The following is a 19,331-nucleotide window of genomic DNA, read 5'->3' as shown; positions in this document are numbered from 1 at the left end:
TTATTGAATAAAAAGGCGCTACTCGGCATGGGGATGCGCCTTTTTTATTATTGTTTATACAGATGTTTATACAGCTTTGGCTGAACAAACAAAAAAGCACCAGAACAATTCTGATGCTTTATGCCTTTAGTAACCAAAGTGTTTAGTACTCAGGAAGGTTTTCTAAGTTATCCTTGGATGTACCATTAGGTCTAGTAGTAATGTAATCAGTACCGTTGACACGGTCCTTAACCACTTTTTGACCTTTCTTCCACTTACCGTCATCACCTTTGAAAATGGTGTAAAAGGTATAGCCGCTATCGATTTTATTCACTACCCACTGCCGTGTTTCTGATGTCCCTTCTCCAACAGTATCGCCATTATCGACATGCACATACACATGGGTAATGTGAGTGTGTTTATCGTTATATCGGACTTTAGAAATAAGGTAATCAGCCCATTTATCAGTCATATTTCACCAGAAGTTTGAACAGGAAAAGCCCTGCAATACATTTATAAACAACAAAACAGACTCTTCCTATTCCACGACAGCAATGTAGTGATCTAGAGCAATTTTATATTCCTGATAACCTCAAGATAATTCTGCCTTTACGCTTTATGCTCAAATCCCATTAAATAAAGCCAGTCGCTCTTTGTGACTGTCGCTCATATCGAAAGCAAAATCTTCGTGTTCTGCCAGGAATGTGCCGAACGCCATGAGTGCAGAAACCGCCGGGTCTATCTTGTTGGAGGATTTCTTTTTGTTAGGTTTGATATTGGCGTTGGCATCGGACTCCATCACCACGTTACCAATCGCCCAGGCCAGAACCGGATCGCCACGATGGCGCACCACCTTGCGGTTAACAAAAACCTCAAAAGATTTCGCTACCGGACTGAATTTCAGATAGGTTTGCGGGAACGGCTCCACATCGAGGCCAGCCCCCTGTAACTGGGTTCGCAAGTGTGTCGCGTTCCACGTATCAAAGCCCACCAGCCGGATATTGAATATTTCAGCGTCGCGCAGGATATCGTCACGGATGCGATCATAGTCAATACAGTCGCCGGGGGTGGTGCGTATCCAGCCCGCTTTTACCCACTGCCGATAGATGGCGCGGTTTTTGTTAGCAACGTTAAGTAGTTGTGCTTCGGGCAGATAGTGCCGGGTAAGAAGCCTGATCTCGCGTTCAAACGGGAAAGCGTAACTCACACTGGTAATATCGCTGGTTGAGGACAGGTCAAATCCGGCGTAACACTCCATCCCGGACAGATCTTCTTCGGCATAATCGAGTGCACAGGCATCCCATGCCCCGGCACCCATCCACGGAGTGGAACCCTGACACCAGATATTGAAACGCTTGGTCAGCATCTCCACCCATTGTGACGGTATACCCCGCGCTTTTTGGATGGTGGATTCCAGCTTCGCCGCGTCAACGGACACATGCAGGTTAGGGTTGGCCTTGATCCACATTTCAGGCTGCTCAACCTCGCTTTCGTCGTCCAGTTCGTAGATCAGGACAAACAGCGAATCGTTGCTCTCTTCCCCGGCCAGAATCTGACAGCAGTAGTCGTAATGCTGTTTACAGGCTGAGACAACGTTACTCCCGGCGGTCGTTATGGCGAACAAAATAGCCTCAGGACGTGCGCCCATACCCAGCTCAAGGGCGGAATAAACGCCGTTATCCGGGTGAAGGTGGTACTCATCGACAATCGCTAGGCTGGGGTTAGTCCCTTCAATGGTGGCCGCTTTCGCCGCCAGCGGCTTTAGCAGGCTGTTGCTCTTCGGGAAAATGACCTTATGCGCCTGAATATTGACGCGCTTTTTCAGCGGTTTTGACAGCAGGCACATCTGGCGGGCATCGTCGAACACAATCCGGGCCTGATCCCGGCTCACCGCCGCCGTGTAGATATCCTGCTGCCCCTTCTCCATCACAAGAAACCAGTTAGCCAGCATCGCAGCCACGGTGGATTTGGCATTCTTGCGCGGTACTTCGATAAAGGCGCTGCTGTACTTCCGGCGACCTGACTCCCTGACCTTAAAGCCCAGCAGGTTAGCAAAAGCGAACTGCTGCCACGGTTCCAGTTCGATTGGCTGGCGGCGCAACGGGCCTTTGACGTGTGGGCAGAGCCGAGAGAACGCAATAAATCGCTCGACAGTCGCTGTATCGAACTCATAACGGGAGTCATTCAGGTCTGAAAAGTACCTTTCCACGGCCTGTTTAACCCGCTTACAGGCCGGAATTTCTCCAGATTTAATGGCGTTTGCGTAATCATTCCAGACGGTCAATCTCGTCTTCCTCTTCCGTTTCTACCTGGTTACGGCGACGGCTTACCGGATCAAAGCCCAGCAGCGACGACATTTTAATCATGATTTTTTCAGCATCAGCCTTTGCACTCAGTGCCGGGTTCCGGCTCTCTCCGCCCTGGCTGTTCACAATGCTGAACCCACGGCTGGCAAGGTCTTCCACGGCTTTGCGGTACATCGAATAGTTGACGCAATAAAGCTCAAGGCTGTTCCAGTCGGCAGGCGTCAGATCACCACGTTCCGCCAGTTGCTTCGCCTTTGCTTTCCACTGCTGCGCCGCGATTTCATCAAGGTAAGCGGGCGGTTTTGGTGGTCTTGGCATAACTCACTGTTTTCCTTTTCGTTTTATTTTCAAAAAAATCACCGTGCATAAAAATTTGAGGGGGCGGGCGGTGCCTTGCAGCAGCGGGTTTGTCTTTAAAACCTCCCCCACCCCATCCATGCGTCCTGTCATCGGTTGCGAAAGCATTCCATAAGCTCCCGGTCACGCTGGCTCATACGCTTTGCTACGGGCTTCGTATGCGCTCTCTGTCTGACTGGTTGCCATGCCTCGCGCTGCTTTATAAGCCCACTAATCAGCCGCTGCTGTTCCTGCTCAATCATTGTCAGCCTCATACATCCAGTCATTGCGATGGGCTGCACGCTCTTCCTGCTCACGGTACAGCCCTGCTTTGCGCTTCGCTTTGGTGGTTGGGTCTTGCTGTGTGGTCTTCTGGTTATGATGTGTCTGGCATAACGGCTGGTGATTCCACTCAGGCCAGAACAGAACATCATCACCGCCGTTGATAGGGATGATGTGATCGACAATCTTTGCAGGTACGTAGAGGTCCAGCTTCAGACACTCAACGCATAGCGGATAGCGCTTAAGGTACTGAGTACGGTACTTCTCCCATGATGCTGAGTAACCACGGGCGCGACGGTGGCCGCGTCTGGCATCCTCTGCCCGCCAGGCTTCCCGCTTATGCTCATCACACTTGCCGGATTTCACCCGCTTATTACATCCCGGCTCTGTGCACCGGCGCAACGGCTGCCACGGCATCAGTAGATCCCCACATCACGATAGACTGACCACAAAGCTGAGATAGTCAGGGGCACCTCTGTAGACTCAACATCGCTAATCATCGTGCGATATTCATACAGCTGAGAGACGTATAGCAGACAGCCAATCTTGATCGCCGGTGTAAACTCCAGACCTTTATCAAATCGCTTGCCTATATGCTTCTGACAGACCTCCAACGCCGCAGCGATATAAGCCTGGATCAACACGTCTTCATAGTTGTCATCAATCCGACAATGCATCTTTGCTTCATCAAGGGGGATTAACTCGCTCATTCGTCGCCTGCCTTATCGTCTTTGCTGACCTTAAATTCCTGTTTCCATGCCTGGCTGAACTCGTCGCCACCGTCGCGCGGCGGCATACCTTCGCGTTCTCGGGCTTCGTTAGGGTTCATGATCCCGTTCTTAATGCCGCGCTCATAAGTTGCGTAACGTTCGGTTGGAGTGGCTCGAAGAAGATCGGCAGAGTCGAACTCCACCTGATAACGAATTCCGGGTACAGGCGATGCCACCAGCAACGCGGATTTAATCTGCTGCTCAAAGTTCGCCAGCCACGGACGCATCGTCATGGTGAGAAATGCGCGGCTCGCCTCACTAAAGTTGCTGTAGGTGCTGTTGCTGTATTCCTGCAGGAAGATGGGGGACACGTTGAACATGCGGGCAATGTCTTCAATGGAGAAGCGCCGGGAGGCCAGCCACTCAGCATCCTGATTGCTCATGCCAAGCTGCTTATAGTCCATGCCACCTTCAAGGATCGGTGTTTTACCGGCATTTCTGGCACCTTTGTAGCGCTCAAGCGCGTCCAGCGCCTGTTTACCCTTCACACTATCGAGCCATTCAGCAGTAGTGACTACGCCCGCCGCCATCATGCCATCTTTCATAATGCTGGCGCCGTGGCGCTGCTGGGCCAGACCTAACCCCAGCGCCTCACGGCAGATGGTGATCGGCGAGCGCCCCAGAAAACCATCATCGGTCGAGTAACGCAGGTGCAGAATCTCTTCCTGCAGGTAGGTGCGCACTGCCCCGGTAAACGGTTCAGTAACGGTGTATTTGTACTTATGCTGGCCGATACGCTCAGGAACAACCGCCCCCGGCGCATACGGATGCAGGGATTGCGGCTGGCCGTCACGGCCCCACTGGATCACCGCATAGGCGTTACCATTCAGCAGGCAATGACGCATCATCGTGCGCTTGAACTGGTAAGGCGTCTGACAGTCGTTCGGTTGCTCGTTAAGGAGAAAATCCACCGGGTGATTGCTTAGCCACTCCCGCGCTTCTCGGCCGTTATCGTTGCGCACGCGGTAGAGGTAGCAGGGCATTGTTGCCACTGCCTCGCTGATAACTGATATGGCGTTCATGACCGCCGGCAGAGATTCCGCAGTACCGGCAGACACATATTCGCCTGATCCGGTATTTGGAATCCCTGCCATCGCCAGAAACTCATCAATCGTCATGCTGCGCTGTTCGGATGGCTCAGATTTACGGCCAAAAGGCCAGATATTCCACATATCACAGCCCCGCTAAGTCAGCCCAGCGTCGGCGGTTATCACCAGCACGGCGCAGTTCAGGATGTTGGGAGAACAGAGAACGGTGCGCAATTTCCACGCCGGACTCAGGGTAAGCAGGCATAGAAGTAACGGTGATCTCCCGCAGCTCGGCAGCGGTAACAGTGCGAATATACGGTGTAGGAGTAATATCCCAGGACTCTTTCAGCGCACGGAATCCGAAGCTCATGCCGGAAATGTCTCCACGCTCCACCAGCTCCAGCACATCATTGCCAAGTTGGGTGTTTGGCGGGGTCAGCTCGAAACGCAGCCCGGTATCATCTTCGGACAACACCAGCGTGCCGGATTTGGTACGCCCCAGCAGTTGGGTATAGTTATGCTCGTACAGTGCACGCACATCGCTACCGGATGCCAGGCTGTCTTTAAACGCCCCCGGCGCAAACTGCTCGCGGAACTCATCCCAGATCACCTCTGACAGGCTGTTCCAGCGCACGGCATAGCCCACCAGCTTTTTGTTGCTGGCGCTCAGTTCGGAGGTACGGATTTCAAAATCGATTGTTTTCATTGTTGGACTCCACAGAGGGCAAAAAGGGGCCGAAGCCCCTTAAACGTCAGATCAGGAACCGGAACCGGAAAGCTCAAGCACCTTGATGGCGTTGGAGTCCACCACACCACCGCCTAGGTATTTATCGGTGTGCACCTTGTAGAAACCAGGTTCGGTGATGTTGTCGGGGCGGGTACGCACGCCAGTGGTGTGATCCACGATGAAGTAACCGCGCTTAAAGTCGCCGACTGCCAGGAACGCTTCACCCGCAGCCGCATCAGGCATGGTTTCCAGGTATTGAACCGGACGGCCAAGGAGGGTATCGGGAGAGTCAGCGACGAGACGATCACGCCAGATGTAATCCCCGTTGCCGTTTTTCAGCTTTTGCAGCGTAGCGGCAGTGTTGGAGTTCATCACCCATACGGCATTTTTGCGGTATTTGGCTTTCAGCTTATACAGCAGGTCGATAAGACCATCAGAGGAAACGGCAGCAGCCTCCATCTTCTCCAGCGTGCCGAACGGACGGGTTTTATCGCTGGTGGCCGCACGCGGATAGGACAGGAACCCTTTGGATTTTTTATCACCGTCGCCGTTCACAAAGTCGGTTTCTTCGGTAGCAGTGAAGGTGTCGGTAATTTCGGAAGACAGCCAGCCCAGAATATCAACTTCGGAGAAGTCGAGAATTTCCTGAGTGGTTTTCGGGTAGGCGTAGATCGGGTTGAGTTTGATATCAACGCGCTCCATCTTCGGTGTGCTGGTTTCGGTACGCGCTTCGCCTTCGGTGCCGCGCTTAACGGTAGTGCCGCCCACTGACACCAGCTTCTGGTATTCGTTGGTTTTGGTGGTCTTCACCGTGGCGATGGAGCGCATAACGCTGTCATCCTGCAACTGGCGCATGATCTCTTTGTCCAGCTCAGGGATAACGGTATAGCCGCCGTCAGCCTGCACTAACGTGGAGAGAGAGCGGGTATCGCCGGTCATGATGTAGTGGCGCAGCTCATCGTTGCTTACACCTTTACCTTCAACAGAAGTACCAGGCAAATTGCGCTGATCATCAGCGACAGCTTCAAGGCGGGTAATTTCAACTTCAAGCGCATCAGCCTGGGCGCGGAGTTCGTCGAACTGCTTTCCCTCTTCATCGTTCAGGCTTCGCTTTTCGCTGTCAGCTTTTTCCAGCATGGAACGCATCTGGGTTTTGAGTGCGGTTTTCTGCTGGCGTAATTCAAGTAATTTCTTCATGGAGTGGTTTCCGTAACAATTAATGTTGAGACGTGAAACCTGCGCTTGGAGGGATGTCCACCTGGAAAGGAAACCGTCGCAGAACGGGAAAAAACCAGGTGGACAGTGGCGGCTCACGTCTGAGTGCCACTCTTCAAGATATACATAATAATCAATGAGTAAACAGCTCTATGTTGTCGCAAACAGCAGCGAAAACAGGAGAACAAATAATTTACAAAGTTTGATAATATGAACGGGAAAAAAACCACTTCTGGGGGATTTTATGGACTTCGATTTTGATGATATGGCATACCCGGATATTTTTTTAATTTCCGGCGAGGAGTTTAAAGGAAGCCGGAACACAGGAAAAAATCAGGTAGATATCCCGTTTACTGACGAACCGCAAATTGAATTGGGCGATATTCTGATTCAGAAGATTGGAAGCCGTGAGTTAAGCCTTAAAGTTGTCGATCTTTCAATATCAAAGAATGGAACGCTGAACGTGGGTACAACGCATCCTCACTTACTTACGTTATCCGTAGAGAATCTTTCTTCCAACGCACACAGGACAGCAAAGAGTATGAATACTTTTAATATTGGCTCCGTCAGTGGTGAGCAAGTTCAAATAGGTGAAAGTAATCATATGCTGGTGAATATCAGTATTACTGAACTTGTCGAGAAAGTGGCTAACTCTGGCGATCCACAGGCTAAATCAATGTTGAAACAGTTACTGGAAAATAGCACCGTTGCCAGTATCGTTGGCGCTGGCGCTTCTGCGCTATTAGGTCTGCTTTAAAATATGGCCTGGGAAAAACCAGGCCTTTAGCTTATATGGCTGGATGATTATTCTTTATCCAGCCCCCACTGATAGAAAGCCCAGCTTGCCGTTGATTGTGCGCTATGGATAGCGTTCTCAAGGCCAGAGGTTGGGTACGACAAATCAGCCGCCATCCTCTGTAGAAGATCGAGGTAAGCGCTGGCGTCTTTCGACAACTCTTGCCCCCCTTCTTCCAGCCCAGACTGGTACGATTCCAGATCAAGCTTTTCAGAAGTGACAAACGCACTCAGAGCCAGAAAATCCGTCACTGTAATCTCATCTTTATTTGAAAGCTCATCAACGGCGCTGTAGAGAAACTTAAGATCGCTCATATGCCCGTTATCTTTGCCAATCAGTTTCATTAATGACCTCTTTATTTTTCACGTATATATACAGAACTATGTTGGTTCAGTTAGTTCAGTTGGTTCAATTTGTAAAGATGATTGTTTTATAATGATTATTTCCCGTTGAGTGAACCAACAAAGCCCCGATTTGAACCAACATTGGGTATTTTCATGTTGGTTCAGTCCATGAGGTTCTAAAATGTTGGTTCAAACTGCCCGTTTGTTGGTTCAAAACTGCTATTTGTTGGTTCAGTGTTGGTTCATTTTTTGACATTAAACCCATATAAAACAGCCACATGAACATAACCCATAGACACTGAACCAACTGAACCAACATTAATAACCCTCACATGTGTAATTTATTCTTCTCCATCTTCCGCAACCTGGTGAAGCACATAAACGTTGATTTGACGCCCATCAATACGCGGGGATTTCTGCTGGTATCCACGCCCGCTGGACGGCTCAGAAAGCAAGCCAGCAGCGGCAAGCACGCGGGCAAACTGCCTGGCGTTAAAGCCCTGAGCTATCTCCTTCTCAAACGTTGCGGGGAACGTATAGAACACCAGCGGCGAATCATCATGGCTGCTTTTGCGCTTTCGATACCCGGCCAGATCGCGAATCGGCATACTGGACGGATCATAGGGCAACGGTGCAAAGCGGCTTAAACCGTAGGCATTCAGGAACGCCTCGCACTGCTCGATGATCTGCTGGTGCTCTTTGTTACCCGTGCCGAACTCTTTCACCCAGGCGTTAAAGCTATGCTGGATAGCGTCACGGCTGGCCTGTTCACTCCATCCGGTGATTGATGCACCAGTTACCAGCGCGGCTTCGAGGATTGCAAAGCGTTCGGCCACGCGGTGTACCTGCTCACCGTAATCCGCCGGGATGAGGCCGCGCCAGCGCGTTTGCGCGTCACGCACCGCCTGTTTAGCCTCCTGCTGGTTAGCCGCCAGCCATTTAACCCACTCACGCCCCGCCGCCCCGTGGTTATCAATCCAGGCTTCTTTCAGTGCGTCAGCATGAGCCTTGCCGTTTGGCAGACCGTTAAAGGCCGTCGATTTCTCCATAGGGATGTTGAGCAAGCGCACCAGTTGGCCCGCTTTCACTTTCAGCCCACCAGCAGCCAGGAAGGTTTCAATATCCATTTCCCCGGTGCTGATCGCCACAGTGCGCCAGCGTTTAAGCTCCCGATTGCCGCCCTCTTTGGCTCCCTGCAACTTTCCGGCACCGTTAAACAGGGTGTAAGCAGACGTGGCAACATCTTTGGCACTGCTGCCCTGTCCTACCTCATCAAGCGGTAACAGGCTGTCGTTATGCGCCTCCGCTTCGTTTGCTATGCCAAGCGCAGTACCGTACCAGGTAAGCCGCAACGCATCAGGCTCACCCCACAGGCTGCTCGCAATATTGGCGGTAGTGGTCTTACCGGCGCTCGACTGCTCGAACAAATGGACGCCGAAACCATCAGCACCCACCAGGCCAATAAGCGGCGCGGATAATGCCGCTGCCACGCCCAGCATCATGGACGGATTGCCCCCGGCCAGACGGGCGACGGAATCCCGCCAGGTGGCAGCTGTACCAGCAATGGCATACCCGGAAGATGCAGCGCTGCGACCGTTAAAGAGAATGGGCGTCTCTGGATCACCAATCACTTCACCATCAGGCATGATATATGCGCCATGATGCCAGCCAGTGGTATGGGTGATAATCCATTCCCGATCAGTGCCGCTTTGCTGCAACCAGTCGGCCAGAATCGCCCGGAAGGTGCTTTTAGTGGTCACATTCACCCCACCAGCTTTAAGTGAGCGCCAGCCGTCGCGCTCACCGATATCAGCACAGGGGATCGCCCTGGTAATATCTTCGTGGCCACGCGGCGAACGCCAGCGCAAAACAAGATAGCGCTCTGCCCCGTCACTACCGGAACCGACTACCTCAAGAGGCGAGCACAGCCACGTTTCGTTATTGATGATCTCGCCACTATCCTTGTCCACCTTTGGCGTGATCCAGTACAGACCATCGCTGCGGCTTTCCACGCGGGGTTTGAGTTCATCGCCCGGTTCAGGCTTTGGCTCCCGTTTTTTCACAGGCAAGTTCACCACAATACTTTCCCCGCGTTCGGCCTCTTCTTTGAGAAGTGGAAGCCTGCCCGTCCAGTCCTCCTTCGGCTGAGGCTCAAACATGCCATTAAACAGCCGGGCCTCTTTCACATCCGCCAGCGCCAGTTTGGTTGCGATAGTGCTTATCTGCATTTCGGAAAGCTCGCCAGCGCGGATCACACGAACACTGCGACGGCCGTTATCAACGATGTTTAATCGTTCCAGTTCTGCCAGTTGCCTTTTGCCCAGATAAACAGGCGGCACATCATCCCACGCCCTTTTACCTTCGCTCTCGATCCAGTGCTGCACATGTGAATAGGCATCTTCACCCGCAAAGATAATCGCCTCAGTAAATTTATCTTTCGGCAGAAATTTGATATTCGGGGCATTCTTCATCTTCATCAGTGCAACACCTTATTGGACATATCCGCGCCCAGGTCTTCATGCAGGTACTCAAGGTGGCAGCTTTTCACTATCTGCAACCCCATTTCGTTAATATCGCCATCGTCGGTAAAGCAGGTCAGCAGAATATCCCGCAAACGCCTTAACCCCTCATCGCGCCCGAATTCTTCAAAGCAGCCAAAAATCATATATTTCATCAATACGTTTTCAGTTACGCGCGGCTCCAGCGTGAAGCGATAGCGGGCCATATACTTATCGCTTTCCACCAGCAAGGTTGCCGAACCGGTTTCCGCTATCTGGTGAGCAATACAGGTTTCGGTCAGTTTGCGGAACAATGGGCCTATCACTTCAAAAATATCGGTCATTGCGGGATACCTCCGCTCATCTGAAATTTGCCAAGTAATGGGTGATACCAGTACGCCGATCCATATTTGCGCTTCGCGCTGCGCAGAACCTGCCTCGCCACCTCTCTGAACTTGTTATCCGGCGCGATAAAGCCACCAGCTTTCATTCTGACCAGCATCACGCCCGTGTTTTTTGCCAGCTCTTCGGCTTTTTTCGTCGATATGCCGAACTCAGCCGCCAGCGTGGCGACCGGAGCCATACCGGGAGGAATATCTCCCCCCTGGCTTTCGGTGAGTGTGCGCACCTGCTGCTCTAACTCCAGAACGCGGTTAACCAGCAAATCGACTCGGTTTTCAAGCTCGTTAAATTTCAAGTGACTGATCATGATTGCTCCCCTGCTTTATTACGCTGGGTACGCACATAATCCGCAGCATCACTACTCTGATTGAGTGCTTGCGCCATTCTGGGAAGGTGACGCAATGCATGGCTTACAAGGATCAAATCACGCATGGGTCACCTCACTTGCCGCTTTTAGTTCACGAATGCGGGACAACGACATACTGATCAGATCCATCGCAACGCTGTACTCGGTTTCATCATCAAAATTCATATACAGCGATGTTGAGAGCAACGCTTCCAGGCGGCGCAGTTCATCTTCAATGTCAATTTCCGACCATTTGACCTTACGCATGGCGCACCTCCTGAATCGCGGCACTGTCGAACTCCCAGCCACGGCGGGTGGTGTAATCGAAGAAGGCAACGCGGCAAGGAGCCTGAGCACGGATTTTGGCGGCAAAAACTAAATCCCAGCCGGGAAAAGCAGCGCGGGCTTTATCTTCCGTATCAGCATCAAAGCGAAGCACTACTGGTGTGCATTCAGGAGTGTGATCGGGGGTTGCCAGGAATAACCATGTAAATTCCGGGCGAGTTTGGGTAGACTGATTGTCAGCCATAACTGTTACCTCACTTAACGGTTTGTGGTTAGACGCCTCGGTACTGCTCCAACAGTCCGGGGCGTTGCCATTTCTGCACCTTGCTTTAATCAAGGTGCTATTCACCATATTACTAGGTGAATAGCACGTCAAGCATTGAATATGATTTTTTTTTGCGTATAGTGAATAGCACCTAACGCATGGAGATCCAGTAATGGCAACGGGTTCAATAAACAACAAATCAAAACAAGTAAATGTTCGAGTTCCGCATGAAGTGTTAGAGGATATCGAGTCAGTGAAAGATAACGGTGAGAGTACCGCCGGTTTTCTTATCGCCGCCGCCATGGGCGAGATCAAACGCCGCCAGCGCAAGCTGTCAAAAAAATCCACAACGGAGTAAAAATTACAATGGCTAAGATTACCCGTAATCAAGCAATTGAAATTATTAAAAATTATTTCCTTCCACTTGAAGTGATAGACGATGGAAATACTAATGAGGGTGATCCGATTTCCTTTTGTGTTTACCTTTCCGAAAACAGTGATGAACGTATTGGGCCTTTTTCCATAAATCGCACAGATTTTATAATTCAGGAAAGGCTGATAAAAGGCATTGAATTTATTAAGAAAGATCGCATCAAATAACGAACATTGTTCGTTTGATGTGATATTTTTTTTAACTCTCTGATTTCGTTGCAAAGCGTATTCTTGCGCTCTGTTTAGACTTTGACCACCAGCATTAACCCTGGTATGCTTAATCTGTTTCGGTTTTTCGTAGTGACATTGGCAGCTCTGCAAAGCTGCCTTTGTTTTATTCAGCGTCAGCATTCGGCACCTCCGGCAATACGCCACCAGCGATCAGTTTCTTCGTTAACCACTGCTCACCCTTCCCCGTCAGCATCGTTGTGAATGAGGCTCTTACCTCGCCATTCGTTTCATACGTTCCCTGGCGAACGGCAAAATAACCGCTATCGATATAACGCTGCATAGGCAGGTTGTGGCGCTGGCCGCCGTTGATGAGAATCCCCTGTTGCCTCATCCAGCCGAATAATTTGATGGGGCCAAGCCCTACGGCTTTGGCATAGTTGGGAATGGAAATACCCTTGCTGATCTCCGCCACGCGATCAGCGAAATCAACCTTTGGCGCAGCGGCCACCAGCCGGTTTTCAAGTTCGCTTGCCTTTTCGGCCAGATCAGCAGCAAGGCGCAGGGCTTCCGGCAACGTCTGGGGGATATTAGCGGCGGCTTTTGCCTGGCGTTCGCAGCTGATGAAGTAGCGGCGCACCTCCCGCCCTTTTTCGTTGCGCTCAACCATTGCCAGCTCTTTGCCCATATCAATAGTGATCAGGTAGTCATGTTCCATCTGCTGCCGAGATTTTGCGCTCGCCCGTTTTGGCGTGCTCAAACTTTCAACAATGATGTAATCGACTCCAGTAGTGAAGCTGTACTGGCTAATACGCCCTTTAATCCAGTTGGTGAAATCACGCCCAACGCCGAGAAACTCATGGAGTTTTTTTGCACTGACCAGCGATACCGTCACACCGCCAATATTTCCGGGGTTAACCGGAACCAGCTCATTTAATTTTTGCATAGCGCCCCCTACGCAGATCTACGGTTGTAAGGGGTATTGACGTTCTCAACAGCAGGTGGATTACGAACCCACCAGAGCACATCCGAAAGAAGCCAGGCACAGCTATTGCGGCCAAAGTGGCAGCGGGGAGGAAAGCGGCCCTCTTGCTCCATCTTCCAACGGCTGGAACGGGAAAGACTGGTCATTTCACTGCACTCATCTTCACGAATACGGCGATCGAACTTGAATCCGTACTCTTCCAGAAGGCTGCGGCGTTGCTCAGGATTTGGCGGGGTAAAGATGATATTTGACATGTTGCCTCCACTGTTTCTGCGTTTTGTGGAGGCTATTGTTACGTCTAGAAAAATGCTCTGCTGGAATTTTCCGGAAAATTACTGGATTTTCCAGTTATGATTTTCCTTCAATGAAGGGAATATCAACCATACTTAACCAAGCTTGCACAGTCCTGCCATTGGGAGCCTTTATTCCTTTTGCTTTAAAAAGCTCACTTATTTCACTATCAGGATTATCAAAGTATTTTCTTGGATTTTCAGCAACATCAGAATCGTACATTGTGTATAAAAGTGACTTGATAAATTGCGCACGGCTATTTATTGTTTTGGTCGATAATTTATCTTCATGTCTCACCAATAATTCACCATTGGGCTTAACATTGATATTATCGATATGTTCATCCGATCTATCAGGCAATCTCTTCCCTGCATAATTTATAATTTTTTCGATGTCAGCACCTAATATATACATATCTTCCGGTTGTATGTTTAATAATTGTTCAACACCCCACTCCGAACCGGGAAAATCTAGAATTGCAAGAAATGGCCTGTCAGTACCAGTCAAGACCACCATACCTTCACAGGGAATTTGTGTAAATGGTTGACCAAAATCAGAACAACGCAACATACCCCACAGGCCACTGATAAAAGCAGGAATTCTAAACTCATATTCATAATCCTCTGCATGTTCCATTGGTTCATCAACAGTCACAAACTCAGAGTATTTTCCGCGAGAAGACCATTCTGCTTCAATATCATAAACGGTTTCTTCATCTTTTTTGAAGACATGAACCATTGCCTTTGTTGATGAAGGTACTTTAATACAAATAGTTACCGTACCAATCTCACCAAAATGTAGTAAGTCGCCAATCTCACAGCCAATTAACTTTGATGCTCGCTCTAAAGTACAATATTCTGGTATTGGAATATTCATGACGCCACCCTCAACGCCCCTAAATAACTTGCGAGCCAGACGGGTAGGGTTTCCCGCTTTTCGGTTGGCCGACCTAGACCCGCAATATCAGTTTAATCTCTATTCATTACAGGTAACAGAACCACATTTTGATGATTACCCGCAAGAAGTTCTAAGCGGTCATACCACTTGTTCAGCGCGTCCAGCTTCTCTGGCAAGTACAGACTACGGTTATAAATCGCCATAACTCCCGGCATTGAATGGCCCAGCAACTGTTCAACAACGTGCGGAGCGATACCCATATTATTCATATGCGTTGCAAGCGTTCGCCGTAGATCATGCAATGTCCAGGGTTCAGAATGCCCCAGTTTTTTATAAACACTACGGCCCCACTGGCTAACCGCTTCGCTATTCTTCACAACCCCAAGAAGGTAACCGGATGATTTTGTTTCATCGTGGAGCATTTCAATAAATGAACGCATCGCCTCAGGAACTGGACGCACAATCTTTTCACCACCTTTACTATGCGCTTTTGGTACTGTCCACACCCACGCCTCCATATCCCATTCGGCCCACTCTGACAATCTGGCCTCCTGGGTGCGGCAACCAAACAAAGTAGTGATCCTGAGCAAGTTTGTGTAGTAAGGCAGAAAAACATCGCCGGACGATATAGCAGCCCACAATCCCCCAACCTCTTTATCTTTCAGTACACGATCTTTTTTCGCCTGCTTTTTACCAACATCGGGAATACTCAAATCTTCAAGGGCGGTACTGACGGCGTAACGGCGAACGCGGCAGAATTTCAGAGCCTGCTTACACATCTGGAATACATAACCAGCAGCAACCGGCGTTTTCTTTTTCATCCTGTCAAAGCAGTCAAGCCAGTAACGGGTTTCGCAGTCAGCGAGCGCCATTTTCCCAATATAAGGGTAAATGTGTTTGCGCAGCTCCGCTTTATGCCGCTCAACGTTCGCACGGTTTTCTTCCGCATATTCGCGTATCCAGTATTCGATAGCTTCCTGCACCGTGACCGGTTTAAGCGTTTCCTGAGTAGTTAGCGCCAACTGGTGCTTTGGGTCTTTACCAGAGGCCAGCCACTGACGACATTTATCACGCGAGGAACGGGCCTCTTTGAGACTCATATCAGGGTAGCGCCCCAGAGTCAGCCGATGCAGCTTCTGCCCGTCGAGTCGGTAAGTAAACACCCAGCTAATGCCACCAGCTTTCGTTACCTTAGCGCTCAACCCGGCACCATCAGCATAAAACTCAATCTTACTGGCCGGGATGCCATGTAATCCCTTTAACTTCCTGTCGCTCAGTTTGTTAAGTTCGCCAGCCATAGACCATCACCCAGCCCAAAGTGTTTATACAAATGTTTATACAGAATTGCTTGCATAATAGCATAAACAACAAAAAGCACTGGAACAATATACAGTTACATTTTCATTTAACTGATTGATTTTAAATAAAATATAAAAACCACCGCAAAGCATGAAAACAGCTAATCTGACAGTACGGCATGAACTGATACTAATCAGTTAAGTGTTTGTTTTAAAAGGCGCTACTCGGCATGGGGAAGCGCCTTTTTTATTGACGTCATACGGGAGGCTTTGGCGATGAACGCGAGATGTGAACCTGTCTATTTTGGCGATGAATCTAAAAAGATAATCCTGGGTGATGCGCTGACCGAACTGAAAAAGCTGCCGTCTGAAAGCGCCGAGCTCGTTTTTGCCGACCCACCTTATAATATCGGTAAAAACTTTGACGGAATGGTGGAATCCTGGGATGAAGAGAGCTTTTTGGCATGGCTGTTTGAATGCATTGACGAGTGTCATCGGATTCTCAAACCACACGGCACCATGTACATCATGAACAGTACGGAGAACATGCCGTACATCGACCTCAAATGCCGCCAGCTTTTTACCATCAAAAGCCGTATTGTGTGGGCCTATGATAGCTCAGGGGTGCAGGCCAAAAAGTACTTTGGTTCGATGTATGAACCGATCCTGATGATGGTAAAAGATCAGAAAAACTATACGTTTAATCGCGATGATATTCTGGTGGAAGCCAAAACGGGCGCTCAACGCGCGCTGATAGACTACAGAAAGAACCCACCCCAGCCATACAATCAGAAAAAAGTGCCTGGCAATGTCTGGGAGTTTCCCCGCGTTCGCTATCTGATGGACGAATACGAAAACCACCCCACGCAGAAACCCAAAGCCCTGCTGGAGCGCATCATTCTGGCTTCCTCCAACCCAGATGACAAAGTGCTGGATCCGTTTGCCGGTAGCTTCACAACCGGTGCCACTGCCGTGGAATTAGGTCGCAAGTTTGTCGGGATTGAAATCAATGCCGAATACGTAAAAATGGGGCTCAGAAGATTGAGTATTGGTTCTCATTTTTCAGAGATTGAACTTGCAAAGGTGAAAAAGCGTAAGACCAAAAATCTGTCTAAAAAGAGTCGATTACCAGAAAAGAGCGGTGAAATTTCAGCAAAGTAAAAGCATTGTAAGTCTGCTTTTCAGCTTTTAGATTTCGTGTATATTCCCTGCACGCTTGGGCATGAATACACAGGATTTGGTAATGATTCGCAAGTATTGGTGGCTGGTTGTTTTTGCGGTTTTCGTTTTTCTTTTTGATGCGCTACTTATTCAGTGGATAGAGCTGATGACGACAGAGCACGACAAGTGTCGGAATATGAACTCGGTGAATCCCCTTAAGCTGGTCAACTGCGTCGATCTCGAATAGCGCCACCAACCCCGCTTCAGCAGCCGTCAGGCCTGGCGGCTAAAACTACCCTACCTGACTCTCACTCTGCGTTAATTGCCTTACGATACCATCTGGGTTTAACATTTTTAATACATTATCAACTAATACTGGCGCTTGTTTATAAAGATCATAACTCATTGGATTAATGAGCCAGTTTTTAACGATGCCACTAAAACTGCCATGAAGAATAATTATTATAATGTCTAAATCAAGACCGGTGGCGATAAGCCCGTCGTCCATACATTTCTGCAAGGCAATACGCATACCAAGATGGTTGATACCAATTTTTTCACGAATAGCCTGTTCCGATATCATATCATTATGGAATTCACATTTATGATATAAAATCTGCATTAATGCCTGCTGTCGAGGATTCTCAGCAATATATTGCAAACCCACAACTAATCTTTCTTGTAGCCGCTGTAATGGGTTATCTCCCCAACGGCCCACAAGCCGCTCTTGAATAAGATCGCGCAAGGGCGGCTGCTGTAACCAAAGCTCATTAAAAAGCTGCGTTTTATTTTCGAAATGCCAATAGAGCGCTCCCCGGGTAACGTTGGCCGCATCCGCGATGTCGTTGAGCGTCGTATTACTCACACCACGCGCGGCGAACTGTACAATCGCTGTTTCAATCAGGAGCTGACGCGTTTTGAGGGCATCAGCTTTCGTTTTTCTGACCATAGTTTCGAATGCCTGAGGCAGAGTAGAGAATGATTAACTTTCTTATTTAATATTTACTATACGGAATAAATGTACCACCGGGCAATTATTTAAACGAGTTCTAAACTATTTCATTGCGTGGATTACACACAAATAATCAAAACGAATAAAAAACATCAATCCATTCACCAATTATATAATCATTTCAATATGTATTTATACGCATCATAACATTGCGATTAACAACATAATAAATCAGTACTTGATTACTCTTTTTTGTTTTTATGTGCCGTGCATCGTCCCCGTAAATAAGTATTGCTTACATCGCAAGCTAATAATTTGTAGGATAGCCAACTATTATTTTTGTGCACGTTATCTCCCTTGCCTCACCCGGTAAATAACGAGCTTTCGGTTTTTTAAGGAATCGTAATGACGAAAAATGCCAGGTTCTCACTCCTGCCCTCATTCATCATCATCTCCGCTGCATTACTCGCCGGTTGTAACGATCAGGGGGATACACAAGCTCATCCTGCCGAGCCACAGGTTACTGTCCATGTCGTTGAGTCGGCCCCTTTAGCCGTGACGACTGAATTACCGGGACGAACAACCTCATTCCGTATTGCTGAAGTCCGTCCTCAGGTCAGCGGGATTGTACTTAAACGGAATTTCACCGAAGGGAGTGATGTTGAAGCAGGTCAATCGCTTTATCAGATCGATCCCGCAACCTACCAGGCAGACTATGACAGCGCCAAAGGTGAGCTGGCGAAGAGTGAAGCGGCTGCTGCAATTACGCATTTAACGGTAAAACGTTATGTTCCGCTGGTTGGCACTAAGTACATCAGCCAGCAAGAGTACGATCAGGCCATTGCTGATGCCCGCCAGGCCGATGCATCCGTAATAGCAGCAAAAGCCGCGGTCGAAAGTGCACGTATTAACCTGGCCTACACCAAAGTGACATCGCCCATTAGCGGACGGATCGGTAAATCTAACGTCACCGAAGGCGCATTAGTCACGAATGGTCAGGCAACAGAGTTAGCCACCGTTCAGCAACTTGATCCTATTTATGTCGATGTCACGCAGTCCAGCAACGACTTTATGCGCCTCAAGCAATCAGTTGAGCAAGGGAGCCTGCATAAAGACGATGCCAGCAGTACCGTCGAACTGGTGATGGAAAATGGCCAGTCGTACCCGCTGAAAGGCTCTTTGCAATTTTCTGACGTGACGGTTGATGAAAGCACCGGTTCGATCACCCTCAGGGCCGTATTCCCTAACCCGCAGCACACGCTGCTACCGGGCATGTTTGTGCGCGCGCGCATTGATGAAGGCGTCCAGCCGAATGCCATTCTTGTTCCGCAACAGGGAGTAACGCGTACGCCTCGCGGCGATGCCACCGTGATGATCGTTAACGACAAGAGTCAGGTTGAGTCTCGCGCCGTCGTTGCCGCACAAGCCATTGGCGACAAGTGGCTCATCAGCAAAGGCCTGCAACCGGGAGACAAAGTTATCGTGAGCGGCTTACAGAAAGCACGCCCTGGCGTTCAGGTTAAAGCAACCGCCGATACCGAAACCCCAGCCACGAAAGCCCAATAAGG

Annotated in this window: 27 protein-coding genes; 6 read left to right on the top strand and 21 right to left on the bottom strand. The window is 49.5% G+C overall.

Features of this window, described 5'->3' with window-relative positions; genetic code table 11:
• Positions 1-142: 142 nt before the first annotated feature.
• From HV041_RS22575 to HV041_RS22535, 10 genes are all read right to left on the bottom strand, one after another.
• Entirely contained in the window at positions 143-451 is a 309-nt protein-coding gene (locus HV041_RS22575) for a DUF3892 domain-containing protein (RefSeq protein ID WP_001547818.1), read from the bottom strand.
• A 150-nt stretch (positions 452-601) separates the two neighbouring features.
• Positions 602-2,263 carry a terminase large subunit gene (locus HV041_RS22570; protein WP_019077807.1) on the bottom strand — a complete coding sequence of 554 codons (1,662 nt, stop codon included), beginning with the start codon at positions 2,261-2,263 and terminating at the stop codon, positions 602-604.
• The gene (locus HV041_RS22565) at positions 2,247-2,603 is read right to left on the bottom strand and encodes a phage terminase small subunit P27 family (protein ID WP_174328896.1); all 357 of its coding nucleotides are present in this window, start codon (positions 2,601-2,603) and stop codon (positions 2,247-2,249) included. Before HV041_RS22565 ends, HV041_RS22570 begins: the two co-directional genes overlap by 17 nt.
• Positions 2,604-2,606: 3 nt before the next feature.
• Complete coding sequence (locus HV041_RS25155) at positions 2,607-2,750, bottom strand: terminase (RefSeq protein WP_233620337.1); 144 nt, start codon at positions 2,748-2,750, stop codon at positions 2,607-2,609.
• On the bottom strand, positions 2,732-2,884 hold the full coding sequence (locus HV041_RS25150) for a hypothetical protein (RefSeq protein WP_233620335.1): 153 nt from the start codon (positions 2,882-2,884) through the stop codon (positions 2,732-2,734). The genes HV041_RS25155 and HV041_RS25150 overlap by 19 nt, the downstream gene beginning before the upstream one ends.
• Positions 2,877-3,320 carry an HNH endonuclease gene (locus tag HV041_RS22555; RefSeq protein ID WP_174328895.1) on the bottom strand — a complete coding sequence of 148 codons (444 nt, stop codon included), beginning with the start codon at positions 3,318-3,320 and terminating at the stop codon, positions 2,877-2,879. Before HV041_RS22555 ends, HV041_RS25150 begins: the two co-directional genes overlap by 8 nt.
• On the bottom strand, positions 3,320-3,613 hold the full coding sequence (locus HV041_RS22550) for a head-tail connector protein (RefSeq protein ID WP_048213272.1): 294 nt from the start codon (positions 3,611-3,613) through the stop codon (positions 3,320-3,322). The genes HV041_RS22555 and HV041_RS22550 overlap by 1 nt, the downstream gene beginning before the upstream one ends.
• On the bottom strand, positions 3,610-4,845 hold the full coding sequence (locus HV041_RS22545) for a phage portal protein (RefSeq protein WP_174328894.1): 1,236 nt from the start codon (positions 4,843-4,845) through the stop codon (positions 3,610-3,612). Before HV041_RS22545 ends, HV041_RS22550 begins: the two co-directional genes overlap by 4 nt.
• Before the next feature lies 1 nt (position 4,846).
• Entirely contained in the window at positions 4,847-5,407 is a 561-nt protein-coding gene (locus HV041_RS22540; RefSeq protein WP_001547826.1) for an HK97 family phage prohead protease, read from the bottom strand.
• Positions 5,408-5,458: 51 nt separating this feature from the next.
• Positions 5,459-6,625, bottom strand: coding sequence for a phage major capsid protein (locus HV041_RS22535; RefSeq protein ID WP_001547827.1), 1,167 nt, complete (start codon positions 6,623-6,625; stop codon positions 5,459-5,461).
• A gap of 262 nt (positions 6,626-6,887) precedes the next feature.
• Here HV041_RS22535 and HV041_RS22530 point away from each other — a divergent pair, with 262 nt between their 5' ends.
• Positions 6,888-7,400 carry a hypothetical protein gene (locus tag HV041_RS22530; RefSeq protein WP_001547828.1) on the top strand — a complete coding sequence of 171 codons (513 nt, stop codon included), beginning with the start codon at positions 6,888-6,890 and terminating at the stop codon, positions 7,398-7,400.
• 47 nt (positions 7,401-7,447) lie between these two features.
• Here the strand turns inward: HV041_RS22530 and HV041_RS22525 are convergent, their stop codons facing one another.
• The 6 genes from HV041_RS22525 to HV041_RS22500 form a co-directional block, all read right to left on the bottom strand.
• Complete coding sequence (locus HV041_RS22525) at positions 7,448-7,783, bottom strand: hypothetical protein (RefSeq protein ID WP_023293261.1); 336 nt, start codon at positions 7,781-7,783, stop codon at positions 7,448-7,450.
• A 341-nt stretch (positions 7,784-8,124) separates the two neighbouring features.
• On the bottom strand, positions 8,125-10,260 hold the full coding sequence (locus HV041_RS22520; protein ID WP_046275058.1) for a DUF927 domain-containing protein: 2,136 nt from the start codon (positions 10,258-10,260) through the stop codon (positions 8,125-8,127).
• Entirely contained in the window at positions 10,260-10,625 is a 366-nt protein-coding gene (locus HV041_RS22515) for a hypothetical protein (RefSeq protein WP_001549749.1), read from the bottom strand. Before HV041_RS22515 ends, HV041_RS22520 begins: the two co-directional genes overlap by 1 nt.
• Positions 10,622-10,990, bottom strand: coding sequence for a hypothetical protein (locus tag HV041_RS22510; protein WP_040194363.1), 369 nt, complete (start codon positions 10,988-10,990; stop codon positions 10,622-10,624). The genes HV041_RS22515 and HV041_RS22510 overlap by 4 nt, the downstream gene beginning before the upstream one ends.
• A gap of 117 nt (positions 10,991-11,107) precedes the next feature.
• On the bottom strand, positions 11,108-11,296 hold the full coding sequence (locus HV041_RS22505) for a hypothetical protein (RefSeq protein WP_044597561.1): 189 nt from the start codon (positions 11,294-11,296) through the stop codon (positions 11,108-11,110).
• Positions 11,289-11,558: a host cell division inhibitor Icd-like protein gene (locus HV041_RS22500; RefSeq protein ID WP_119174737.1), complete on the bottom strand. Its 270-nt coding sequence runs from the start codon at positions 11,556-11,558 to the stop codon at positions 11,289-11,291. The genes HV041_RS22505 and HV041_RS22500 overlap by 8 nt, the downstream gene beginning before the upstream one ends.
• A 193-nt stretch (positions 11,559-11,751) precedes the next feature.
• Here HV041_RS22500 and HV041_RS22495 point away from each other — a divergent pair, with 193 nt between their 5' ends.
• Positions 11,752-11,937, top strand: coding sequence for a YlcI/YnfO family protein (locus tag HV041_RS22495; RefSeq protein ID WP_063930681.1), 186 nt, complete (start codon positions 11,752-11,754; stop codon positions 11,935-11,937).
• A gap of 8 nt (positions 11,938-11,945) precedes the next feature.
• Positions 11,946-12,179 carry a hypothetical protein gene (locus HV041_RS22490; RefSeq protein WP_023309427.1) on the top strand — a complete coding sequence of 78 codons (234 nt, stop codon included), beginning with the start codon at positions 11,946-11,948 and terminating at the stop codon, positions 12,177-12,179.
• Between the two features lie 166 nt (positions 12,180-12,345).
• Here the strand turns inward: HV041_RS22490 and HV041_RS22485 are convergent, their stop codons facing one another.
• From HV041_RS22485 to HV041_RS22470, 4 genes are all read right to left on the bottom strand, one after another.
• The gene (locus HV041_RS22485; protein ID WP_174328893.1) at positions 12,346-13,125 is read right to left on the bottom strand and encodes a phage antirepressor KilAC domain-containing protein; all 780 of its coding nucleotides are present in this window, start codon (positions 13,123-13,125) and stop codon (positions 12,346-12,348) included.
• Positions 13,126-13,133: 8 nt separating this feature from the next.
• Positions 13,134-13,418, bottom strand: a complete 285-nt coding sequence (locus HV041_RS22480) for an AlpA family phage regulatory protein (RefSeq protein WP_174328892.1) — start codon at positions 13,416-13,418, stop codon at positions 13,134-13,136.
• Positions 13,419-13,512: 94 nt separating this feature from the next.
• The gene (locus tag HV041_RS22475) at positions 13,513-14,331 is read right to left on the bottom strand and encodes a hypothetical protein (protein WP_127348256.1); all 819 of its coding nucleotides are present in this window, start codon (positions 14,329-14,331) and stop codon (positions 13,513-13,515) included.
• A 92-nt stretch (positions 14,332-14,423) separates the two neighbouring features.
• Positions 14,424-15,650 (bottom strand): site-specific integrase, encoded by a 1,227-nt coding sequence (locus tag HV041_RS22470; RefSeq protein WP_174328891.1) that lies wholly within the window; start codon positions 15,648-15,650, stop codon positions 14,424-14,426.
• A 276-nt stretch (positions 15,651-15,926) separates the two neighbouring features.
• On the opposite strand from HV041_RS22470, the gene yhdJ reads away from it, so the two are divergent.
• Both yhdJ and HV041_RS22460 read left to right on the top strand, forming a co-directional pair.
• On the top strand, positions 15,927-16,811 hold the full coding sequence (gene yhdJ / locus HV041_RS22465; RefSeq protein WP_121585124.1) for an adenine-specific DNA-methyltransferase: 885 nt from the start codon (positions 15,927-15,929) through the stop codon (positions 16,809-16,811).
• Positions 16,812-16,893: 82 nt separating this feature from the next.
• Positions 16,894-17,058: a DUF2556 family protein gene (locus tag HV041_RS22460; RefSeq protein ID WP_003025279.1), complete on the top strand. Its 165-nt coding sequence runs from the start codon at positions 16,894-16,896 to the stop codon at positions 17,056-17,058.
• 45 nt (positions 17,059-17,103) lie between these two features.
• Here the strand turns inward: HV041_RS22460 and envR are convergent, their stop codons facing one another.
• Positions 17,104-17,760, bottom strand: a complete 657-nt coding sequence (gene envR / locus HV041_RS22455) for an acrEF/envCD operon transcriptional regulator (protein WP_121585125.1) — start codon at positions 17,758-17,760, stop codon at positions 17,104-17,106.
• 408 nt (positions 17,761-18,168) lie between these two features.
• Here envR and HV041_RS22450 point away from each other — a divergent pair, with 408 nt between their 5' ends.
• Positions 18,169-19,329, top strand: coding sequence for an efflux RND transporter periplasmic adaptor subunit (locus tag HV041_RS22450; RefSeq protein WP_121585126.1), 1,161 nt, complete (start codon positions 18,169-18,171; stop codon positions 19,327-19,329).
• Positions 19,330-19,331: the final 2 nt, after the last annotated feature.

Origin of the sequence: Citrobacter sp. RHBSTW-00029, assembly GCF_014104295.1 — a bacterium.
GTDB lineage: Bacteria > Pseudomonadota > Gammaproteobacteria > Enterobacterales > Enterobacteriaceae > Citrobacter > Citrobacter youngae.
The sequence above is the reverse complement of the archived record's forward strand: the minus strand, read 5'-3'. Positions and strand labels throughout refer to the sequence as shown.